8 protein-coding genes are annotated in these 8,974 nt (G+C 75.8%); 5 read left to right on the top strand and 3 right to left on the bottom strand.

Annotated features, from left to right (window positions below):
- Positions 1–161: 161 nt before the first annotated feature.
- Positions 162–1,103 carry a DUF389 domain-containing protein gene (locus tag MW084_RS00725; RefSeq protein WP_010468173.1) on the top strand — a complete coding sequence of 314 codons (942 nt, stop codon included), beginning with the start codon at positions 162–164 and terminating at the stop codon, positions 1,101–1,103.
- A 132-nt stretch (positions 1,104–1,235) separates the two neighbouring features.
- Here the strand turns inward: MW084_RS00725 and MW084_RS00720 are convergent, their stop codons facing one another.
- Positions 1,236–2,396: a S8 family peptidase gene (locus tag MW084_RS00720; RefSeq protein WP_010468175.1), complete on the bottom strand. Its 1,161-nt coding sequence runs from the start codon at positions 2,394–2,396 to the stop codon at positions 1,236–1,238.
- Between the two features lie 439 nt (positions 2,397–2,835).
- On the opposite strand from MW084_RS00720, the gene MW084_RS00715 reads away from it, so the two are divergent.
- On the top strand, positions 2,836–3,936 hold the full coding sequence (locus MW084_RS00715) for a LuxR C-terminal-related transcriptional regulator (RefSeq protein ID WP_275563404.1): 1,101 nt from the start codon (positions 2,836–2,838) through the stop codon (positions 3,934–3,936).
- Between the two features lie 177 nt (positions 3,937–4,113).
- On the top strand, positions 4,114–4,596 hold the full coding sequence (locus MW084_RS00710) for an ATP-binding protein (protein ID WP_010468179.1): 483 nt from the start codon (positions 4,114–4,116) through the stop codon (positions 4,594–4,596).
- Between the two features lie 496 nt (positions 4,597–5,092).
- On the opposite strand, the gene MW084_RS00705 is transcribed toward MW084_RS00710, so the two are convergent.
- On the bottom strand, positions 5,093–5,476 hold the full coding sequence (locus MW084_RS00705) for a hypothetical protein (RefSeq protein ID WP_010468181.1): 384 nt from the start codon (positions 5,474–5,476) through the stop codon (positions 5,093–5,095).
- A gap of 490 nt (positions 5,477–5,966) precedes the next feature.
- Between MW084_RS00705 and MW084_RS00700 the strand changes: the two genes are divergently transcribed.
- Positions 5,967–7,220 carry a sensor histidine kinase gene (locus MW084_RS00700; protein ID WP_010468183.1) on the top strand — a complete coding sequence of 418 codons (1,254 nt, stop codon included), beginning with the start codon at positions 5,967–5,969 and terminating at the stop codon, positions 7,218–7,220.
- Between the two features lie 65 nt (positions 7,221–7,285).
- Positions 7,286–7,930, top strand: a complete 645-nt coding sequence (locus tag MW084_RS00695) for a response regulator (RefSeq protein WP_029553249.1) — start codon at positions 7,286–7,288, stop codon at positions 7,928–7,930.
- A gap of 7 nt (positions 7,931–7,937) precedes the next feature.
- Here MW084_RS00695 and MW084_RS00690 read toward each other — a convergent pair whose 3' ends face one another.
- Positions 7,938–8,819 (bottom strand): hypothetical protein, encoded by an 882-nt coding sequence (locus MW084_RS00690; protein ID WP_106428007.1) that lies wholly within the window; start codon positions 8,817–8,819, stop codon positions 7,938–7,940.
- Positions 8,820–8,974 lie beyond the last annotated feature (155 nt).

Raw genomic sequence — 8,974 nt, 5'->3', positions numbered from 1 at the left:
ACGGGCCGGGCACGGGGCCCGGCCCGGCCACCCGCCCGGCACGGGGGAGCCGCCGCGCGCCCGTACGATGTGGCGCGGCCGGCCGCGGTGTGCCGTCACGGGGGAGCGGAGACACGGAGGCCACGGGATCGCGGGGATCGCGGGGACACGGAGGAGACGCTGTGCTGCATCTACGGGTCATCGTGCCGGCCGACCGGACCGACGACGTCGTACGGCTGGTGGAGGGGACGGTCGCCTGCACGCACCTCGCGGTGCTGCCCGGTGCCGCCCGCAGCCCCGCGGGCGACGTGGTCATGTTCGACGTGGCGCGCGAGGCCGGCGACGAACTGATCGCCGAACTGCGGGCGAGGGGCATCGGCGAGGACGGCGCGATCGCCGTCGAGAACGTCGACCTGCTCCTGTCGAAGCGCGCCGACGAAGCGGAGAAGGAGACTCCGGGCGAGGCCGCGGACGCCGTGCTGTGGGAGCAGTTGACCGAGGCCACGCACGAGGAGTCCACGCTCTCCGTCACCTACATCGCGTTCCTGGCCCTGGCCACGATGATCGCCGCGTGCGGTGTGGTGCTGGACAACGCGATCCTGATCGTGGGCGCGATGGCGGTCGGGCCGGAGTTCGGTCCGCTCGCCGGGTTCTGCACGGCCCTGGTGCGCCGCGCCCCGCGACTGGCCTGGCGGTCGCTGGTGGCCCTGCTCGTCGGGTTCGCCACGGCCATGGTGATCACGGTGCTGTTCAGCCTCCTCATGGACGCCGCCGGCCTGTTCTCCGCGGAGCGGCTCGGCGGAGAGCGGCCGAACACGGGCTTCATCTACGCCCCGGACCGGTTCTCCTTCGTCGTCGCCGTCCTGGCGGGCGTGGCGGGGACCCTGTCGCTGACGTCGGCGAAGTCGGGCGCGCTGGTCGGCGTGGCGATCTCGGTGACCACCGTCCCGGCGGCGGCGAACGCGGCGGTCGCGCTGGCGTACGGCGAGTTCGGCCAGACCCGCGGGTCCACCGGGCAACTGCTGCTGAACCTGCTGGGCATCGTCGTCGCCGGCACGCTCACCCTGCTGGTCCAGAAGCTTCTGTGGCGGGGCCGGCGCACGGCGGCCCCCTCCCGCCGGTAGCGGGCCCGCGCCCACCGCCCCGGCCCGCGGTGCGGGCCGCGCGGCGCCGGTGCCGTGCGCCGGCGCGCGGGAGGCCCGCGGCGGTCCGGCGCCACCCCCGTGCGACGGAGGCGCGCCGGACCGGTGGGGACTTCAGAGGGTGGACTTGAACAGCAGGCGGTTCGGGGTGCCGCTGAGGTTCCCGCCGATCACGTTGGCGGTGCTGTTGCCGATCAGCCAGTTGTTGACGGTGGCGCTGGAGGTGTCGCCGTAGGTCGACTTGTAGAGGGCCGCCACTCCGGACACGTGCGGGGAGGCCATCGAGGTGCCGTTCATCGACGTGTAACCGCCGCCGAGCCGGGCGGAGTCCACGCCCACCCCGGGGGCGTAGAGGTCGGTGCAGTTGCCGTAGTTGCTGAAGGAGGCCCTGCGGTCGTAGGAGTCCGACGCGGCGATCGTGAGGGTGCCCGGGGCACTGGCCGGGGACACGTTGCAGGCGTCCTGGTTCTCGTTGCCCGCCGCGACGGCCAGGTGAACGCCGGAGTTGGCCAGGGCGGTCGCGGCGTTGTTCATCGCCGAGGAGTAGCCGCCGCCCAGGGAGGCGTTGGCCACGGCCGGCTTCACCGCGTTCAGCCGCACCCAGTCGAAGCCGGCGATGATGGCGGAGTAGGAGCCGCGGTTGTCGCAGCCGAGCACCCGCACGCCGCGCAGCTGCACGCCCTTGGCCACGCCGAACGTGCTGCCGCCGACGGTCCCGGCGACATGCGTGCCGTGGCCGTTGCAGTCCTGGCCGCTGCCGCCGTAGGCGTCGAAGACGTTGCGGGCGCGCCCGCCGAAGTCGGGGTGGGCCGTGTCGATGCCGGAGTCGATGATGTACGCCGTCACGCCGTAGCCGTTGCGCCCGTAGGAGTACGTGCCGCTGAGGCCGCTGCGCTGGTCTATCCGGTCCAGGCCCCAGGGCGGGTTGGTCTGCGTGGCCGTGCCGCCGGCCCGCTGGTCCTCCTCGATCGCCAGGACGCGGGAGTCGCGCCTGAGCTCCTCCAGCCTCTCGGCGCTCAGCTCCGCGGCGAAGCCGTTGAGCACCTTCCTGTACAGGTGCCGCGCCTTGACCGACTTGTCCTTGACCAGGGCCGCGGGGTCGACCCCGCCCTTGAGGGTCACGATGTAGCGGCCTTCGATCTCCTGGGCGGCGGGGGCGTCCGCCACCTTCACCAGCGGGGCGGGCGACGGCCCGGCCGCGGAGGCGGGGGCGACGGCGGGACCCAGGGCCAGGGGGAGGGCCAGGGCGAGGACACCGATGTGACTTCTGCGCATGGGAAGCGAACACCTCGTCGTGTCTCCGGCCGGGACACTGCCCGACCGGGTGCGGGGGCGGGCGCCACTGGAGCCGGTCGGGCACCTCGGGGTGACCGGCCGGACGGGGATGGTGACGCACGGGGGCGGAACGGCGCGGCACGGCGGTGGGCGCCGTGCGGCCGCAGGGGGGTACGGCATCGGGGCGGGTACGGCGAGGATCCGCCCTCGCCCGCCCCCGTCCCTCGTGACGGGACGGCCGGCACGCGCCGCCACCGCGGCCGCGGGCGGGATCACCGCCCTGCGTGTCCGCAGAGGTTCTTCGGCGCGGCCTGAAACATACCGACGGCCGTAGCGGGCGTGCTACGGCCGAATCAGGCGTGACCGCCGGCGGACATCGAGGCGACCGCGGGGTGTCCGGCCGTGGTCAAAGCACGTCGGCGGGCCTATGGTCCTGTCCATGCCATCGAGAACCCCCCGCCGGCCGTCCGAAGGGCCGCCCGGAACGCCGGCCGACATGTCGGACACGTACCGGGGAGAACCGGCCGACGGCCACGGCAGGGCCCCGGTCGCGGCCCGAGCCGCCTACGAGGAACTCGCCCGGAGGGCGGCACTGTCCGAGGAGCCCCCCGCGGCCGGTCCCGGCGTACGCGACCTGCCCTCCGACGACACGGCGACACGGCCCGGGGACGTGCGGAGCTGGCTCGCCGAACGGCGGCTGCTCGACGAGACGCGCCGACAGGTGCGATCCCCCCAGCGGGCGCTGCACGAACTGATCGCCGAGCACCGGTCGCGGATCGATCTCCACCGGGAGGAGCTCCACCGCGGTCTGGAAGCGGTCGACGACGTCCTCAGGCTGCTCCCGGGCATGGCGGCCGCCGGCCGGGAGACGGTGGAGGCGGAGTTCTTCGACGACCGCGCCAGGCTGCGCAAGCGGATCGACGACCTGGACGTGCTCTGCCAGGAGCAGATCCTCGGCATGCGCACGGGTCTCCCCGAACGGGACGTGCTGGAGAAGGGGCTCGAAGCCGAACTCCGGTTGCTGGAGCGCGGCGTCGACCTGCGCCTGCTGGTGGCCGCCCGGACCCTGCGGTGCACCGGCGCCGCGCAGTACCTCTCCACGCTGATGGACCACGGCGCACGGGTGCGCGTGGCGCCGACCGTCCCCCTCCACCTGAACGTCTTCGACCGGTCCGTGACCGTCATGGCCGTCGGGGCCGCGGACGGCGGGGGCGAGCCCTCGGGCGACGTCATCCTGCACAGCGCGCGGCTCGCCGACTCCTTCGTCCGGATCTTCGACCACCACTGGGCCACCGGGCACCCGGCGGCGCCGAGGGTGAAGCGCCTCGGGACCGGCGACGCGCCGGAGGACTACTCACCGAGGGAGCGCGAAGTGCTGGCGCTGCTCGCCGCCGGAGCGAAGGACGAGGCGATCGCCCGCAGGCTGGGCTGCTCGGAGCGGACTCTGCGCCGCCTGCTGGCCTCACTGGTGGCCAGGCTGGGTGCCGACAGCCGTTTCGCCGCGGGCGTGCAGGCGGTCCGGCTGGGCCTCCTCGACTGAGACGCCCCGGCCGGGCGGGCCGGTCCGCCCGGCCGGGGAACGGAGAGGGTGCCGGAACGGAAGGGGGCCTGGGAACGGAGGGGGATTCGGGAACGAAGCGAAGTCCGGGAACGAAGAGGTGTGAGGAGAGGAACGCCGGGTAGACGCGGGTTCGTCAACGGGGGAGTGAGGATGGACATGGTGAAGTCGGCACAGGGTGCCCAGGAACAGGCGGCGTCGACGGCGTACGCGGTGGAGGCGACCGTCGCTCTGGAAGGCGGTACCGCCTGCATCGCGCAGGGACGCGACGCCGCGGCGGAATTCCTCACCCGCGTCCAGGCCGAACACGGCCTGCCCGTGTCGCTGCGGGCGATGCACCTCACGCAGCTGGTGGTGAGCGAGCTGGTCACCAACGTGTGCAAGTACGCTCCCGGCCCCGCCCTGCTGGAACTGCGGGTCGTCGGGGACGTGGTGGAAGTGATGGTGTGGGACAGCGATCCGGTGCTGCCGGTGGCCCGCGCCGCCGAGCCGGGCAGGGTCGGACAGCACGGGCTGGAGATCGTCATGGCGGTCGCCCAGGGCTTCGAGGCCCGGCGGGAGCCGGTCGGCAAGCGGATCACCGCCCGTATCGCCCTGCCCGACGACCCCGACGGGGACGTCTCCGGGCGGAACCCGCAGTAGGTCCGGTTCCGCCCCGGTGGCCGCCTCACGGCAGCCGCCGCGCGGAGCGGGACCCTTGAGGCACCGGTGACGACCGCCGCGCCCGACGGCGCCGTCACCGGTGCCCGCGCGTGTTTCCGGGCCCCGACGGGACGGGACGGGCCGTACCGCTCCGCCGAATCGGCGCGGCGCGGCGGAGAACACAGCTGCCTGTCCCACCGCCAGGCCCCCTCCGCGACCGTTCCCGCACACCCGGGGCGCCCGGCACGGCCGGCATCCCGGAGACCCGGCGTCCGAAGGCAGCCGGGGGAGCGGGCCGGGGCCCGAACCGAACGCGAGCGGGCCGGAGGACCGGGAGACACGAGGCCGGGCCAGCCCGGGCCCCTACACGTTCCCGCTGCCGACCCTCACGAGACGGCCGGAGCCCCGAGACGGCCGGAGCCCCCCGGCGCGGCCGGGGGGCTCGACGAGAAGGGGGGCGGCACCGGCACGTCGCACTGACGTGTCGGCGGCACGGTCAGAAACGGCCGCCCGTGAGCCGGGTGACGGGACCGTGAGCACGCAGGACGGACCTGCGCCCGCCGGCGTAGGCGCCGACCGCCACGGCCGTCGCGGCCGCCGCCACCCCGCCCGCGGTGACCGCGTTGGCCTTGAGCAGACCCAGCGCCGGCACCCCGGCCTTGCGCCACACGACGCCGACCGTGGACGTGAGCGCCTGCGCGGGGCTCGTGAGGACGCTCTTGGTCCCCTCGGCGGCCTCTCCGGCGCTGTCGGTGGCGGACCGGGTCGCCCGGCGGGCGGTCCCCGCGGCAGCCCCCGCGGCTCCGGTCTTCTCCGCGGCCGCCTTCGTGCTCGCGGCCGTGCCCTTGCTCTTGTTCTCGTTCTCGTCCGTTTCGCTCATGAGCTCCGCCTAACCCGTCTTCGACGGTGAAAACCGCCGAAGGCCGGGCGACTTGAGGAAGCCGGCCGTACCTCCCCGCCCCCGCCGGCGGGCGCGGCCCGTCCCATGCCGGTCCGCGCCCGCCGCCGCCCCGGAGCCCGGTGGTGGCGGGCATGCGCACCGCGGCCCCCACGGCGGACGGCTACTCGCCGGTGGACGGCGGGGGCGGGGCGCGGGGAGCGCCGCCGCGGACGTCCGGGGCGAGACCTCCGGCGTACGGGGCGCCGAGGGCGGCGGGTACCTGTCCGGTGCCGCGCGGGAGGCCCGGCCCGGTTCCGGCCCGGTGCGGCCCGCGGGGCCTCGCGGAGGAAGCCGCGGGCGGCGGGCACCGGGAAGGGCCGGGGCGCAACGACACTATGCTGGGGGAGTGGTCGAGTCGTTGCCTTTCGCGGTGGCGAGCCGCCGGCGGCCGGGCGCCGGGTTCATCGTTCGCGTCGGGCGTCGTACGCTCGTGGATTCGCTGTACCTCCTCACCGCGCCGCTGAGCGCCGCCGTCGCCCCGCTGCTGGTGGTCGGCGGTCTGTGCGTGGGAACGGCCGGCTCGTCGCCGCCGAGCGGCTCGCCTCTCGCGGCCCGGGCCCTGGCGCTGGCGCGGTGGCCGGCCGATCTGGAGCGGTGGCGGATCGGCAAGGTGCGCCCCCGGCCCGGCGGGATGCGGAACTCCGGTCGGCGGCCGGGGCCGGAGGGACCGGCCGCGCCGGCCGGCCCCGGACTGTGGCGCGACCTGGCGCACGCGGTGGCGGTGCTCCCCGTCGCGCTGGTCACCTCGGCGGTGACCGCGCTGTGGTGGTTCGTGGGTGTCGCGACCGCCACGTACCCGCTGCGCAACCACGTGGTGCCCGGCCCGCTGCGGCCCATGACCCTGTACGCGGGCGACGACCGTTCCCACATCGCCCTGAGCCTGGGGCTGACGTCGCCGGCCGAGCGGCTCGCCTTCGCGCTCGCGCTCGCCGTGCTGGTGCTGTGCACCCTGCCGCTGGTGACCCGGTGGTGCGTCGCGGCCCAGGCGGGCCTCGGGGAGGCCCTGCTGTCCGGTCGACCCGTGTCGCGCCGCGACGCCGACGGGCCGGAGCGGGAGCCGGGCGCCGCCGGCGCGCGGGCCGTCACGACGGTGACGGCCGAGGCGGCCGCCCTGCGCCGGCTCGAACGCGACATCCACGACGGCCCCCAGCAGCAACTGGTCCGCCTGGCGATGGAACTGGGCCGCGCCCAGCACCACTTCGACCGCGATCCGGAACTCGTCCGGGCCGCACTCGCCGACGCGGTCGCCCAGACCCGGCAGGCGCTGGACGAACTGCGGGCCCTCTCCCGGGGCATCGCCCCGCCGGTCCTCACCGACCGGGGGCTGCGGGAGGCGCTCTCCGCCCTGGCCGCGCGCAGCGCCGTCCCCACCGAACTCGACGCCGGCCCCCTCGGCCGCCGGCTGGACGCCGCCGTCGAGACGGCCGCGTACTTCGTGGTCGCCGAGGCGCTGACGAACGTCGCCAAGCACAGCCGCGCCCACCGGTGCACGGTCGGGATGCGCCACGCCGGGGGAGTCCTGCGGGTCTGGGTGGCGGACGACGGGGTGGGCGGAGCGGCCTTCGCCAAGGGACACGGGCTGCGGGGACTGGCCGACCGGGTGCGCGCGGCCGGCGGCCGGCTGCGGGTCAGCAGCCCCGAGGGCGGCCCCACGACGGTCACCGCGGAGCTGCGGTGCGGCTGACCCCGGGCGCGACGACGCCCGAGCCGCCCCCCGGAGCGCGGCCGGCCCCCGCGGGCCGGGGCCCGCTGCGGATCGTCGTCGCCGACGACGCGGTACTGCTGCGCGAGGGCCTGGTCCGCCTGCTCACCGAGGACGGCCACGAGGTGGTGGCGGCGGTCGGCGACGGCCCCGCCCTGGTCGAGGCGGCGCTCGCGCACCGTCCGGACGTGTCGGTCGTCGACGTGCGGATGCCGCCGACGCACACGGACGAGGGCCTGCGGGCGGCGCTCACCGTCCGCGGGCGGCTGCCCGGCTCCCCGGTGCTGGTGCTCAGCCAGTACGTGGAGGTGTCCTACGCCGCCGACCTGCTCGCGGACGGTTCCGGTGCCGTCGGCTACCTGCTGAAGGACCGGGTCGCCAGAGTCGGGGAGTTCCTGGACGCCCTGGACCGCGTCGCCCGCGGTGCGACGGTGCTCGACCCGCAGGTCGTCGCCGGGCTGCTGGCCGAACGGCGCCGGGACGACCCGCTGGACGCGCTGACCCCGCGTGAACGGCAGTTGCTGGCGCTGATGGCCGAGGGACACTCCAACCCGGCCATCGCCCGGCGGCTGGCGCTCTCCGGCAGCACGGTGGAGAAGCACATCGGCAACGTCTTCGCGAAGCTCGGCCTCCCGCCCGACGAGGACCGGCACCGCCGGGTGCTCGCCGTCCTCGCCTACCTCGGCGCCTGACCGCCCGTCACCATCCGCCCTCGAAGAAGGCGAGAAGTGCCGGCGCCGGGTCGGCCGCGACGGACGCGTTCGCCACCGCGACGATGGCGAAGGCCGCCGACGACAGGGCCCAGAGGACACCGAACGACCCGAACACGCGCCTGGTTCGCCGGTCGGACCCCTCCGTCCGGGCGAACCGCCTCCACGACACCGCGCTCAGGCCGACGAGGACGGCCGCCACCACCGGGGCGGCCACGGCCGTCACCAGGTGGTACCGGGAGAAGTCGCCGACCATCGTCTCGACGGCGGGCGGAGTCCGGCCCCCGGCACCCGGGCGGCCGGCCAGGTGCTGCCTGACCTGGTCGAGCGTATCGGCGAGTTCTCCGCGCGGGGGGTGCGCCGGCAGCAGCGGCAGCAGCGAGGAGAGCGGCGCCACCGCCCCCTGGACGTTCGCCACGACCACCGCCGACGAGACCAGCCCGAGCGCCGTGACGACGACCCCGGCCGCCGCGAGGGCCGCCCCGCGTCCCGCCCCGAGCCCGCCGGCCCGCAGGAAAGTCCTCCAGAGCAGCACGCCGAGCACCGCCAGCACGGCCAGCAGGGCCGCGGCGATCACGGCCTTCACCACGTGGTAGTGGACCCAGTAGTCGACGACTCTCGCCAGGTCCGGGGAGAGGGTCCGGGCACCGGAACCCCAGTGCTCCACGAACGCCGCGGAGAGGCTGTCGACGAGGTGGCGCCGGTCGTCGAAGCCGCTTCCGGACGTGCTCGCCGCCAGCGGACCGGGGACGAGGACGAAAGCCGGGACGAGGACCGCGGCGAGGGCGGCGGGCACGGTGGACGCGCGGCCACCGGCGCGTGCGGATCGGGACCGTCCCCGCGTGCCGGCGGGTCGTGAGGTCGTTGTCATGCGGACGACCCTTCCGCACCGGCGCCCGCCCGGTCATCACGGGCAGCCGTCCGTTCGGGGTGTGGCCCGCCCNNNNCCCGGGCGGGTGGCGGACCCCGCCCGGCACCGGGGCTGCCCGACGGCGAACCCGCCCGGCCCCTCCGGCAGGAGCCACC

It is taken from the genome of Streptomyces sudanensis (genome assembly GCF_023614315.1).
In the GTDB taxonomy this organism is placed as follows: Bacteria; Actinomycetota; Actinomycetes; order Streptomycetales; family Streptomycetaceae; genus Streptomyces; species Streptomyces sudanensis.
This window is presented reverse-complemented; position numbering and strand designations above follow the sequence as displayed.